Genomic DNA, 315 nt, shown 5'->3' on the forward strand with positions numbered 1-315 from the left:
TAGTAGCGAAGGTCATGATCTCAGACTGCCAAGAAAAGCCTCTAGCCAGGAGAAGGTGCCCGTACCGCAAACCGACACAGGTAGGCGAGAAGAGAATTCTAAGGCGCGCGGAAGAACTCTCGTTAAGGAACTCGGCAAAATGACCCCGTAACTTCGGGAGAAGGGGTGCCTCGGTAGGGTGAATAGCCCGAGGGGGCCGCAGTGAAAAGGCCCAAGCGACTGTTTAGCAAAAACACAGGTCTGTGCGAAGCCGCAAGGCGAAGTATACGGGCTGACGCCTGCCCGGTGCTGGAAGGTTAAGGGGAGTGGTAAGCC

1 rRNA gene is annotated in these 315 nt (G+C 56.5%); it reads left to right on the top strand.

From position 1 onward, the window contains the following. A 23S ribosomal RNA gene (locus ACUYLD_RS25560) occupies positions 1 to 315 on the top strand; the annotation flags it as partial.

This window comes from Paenibacillus sp. SER-28, from assembly GCF_052906305.1.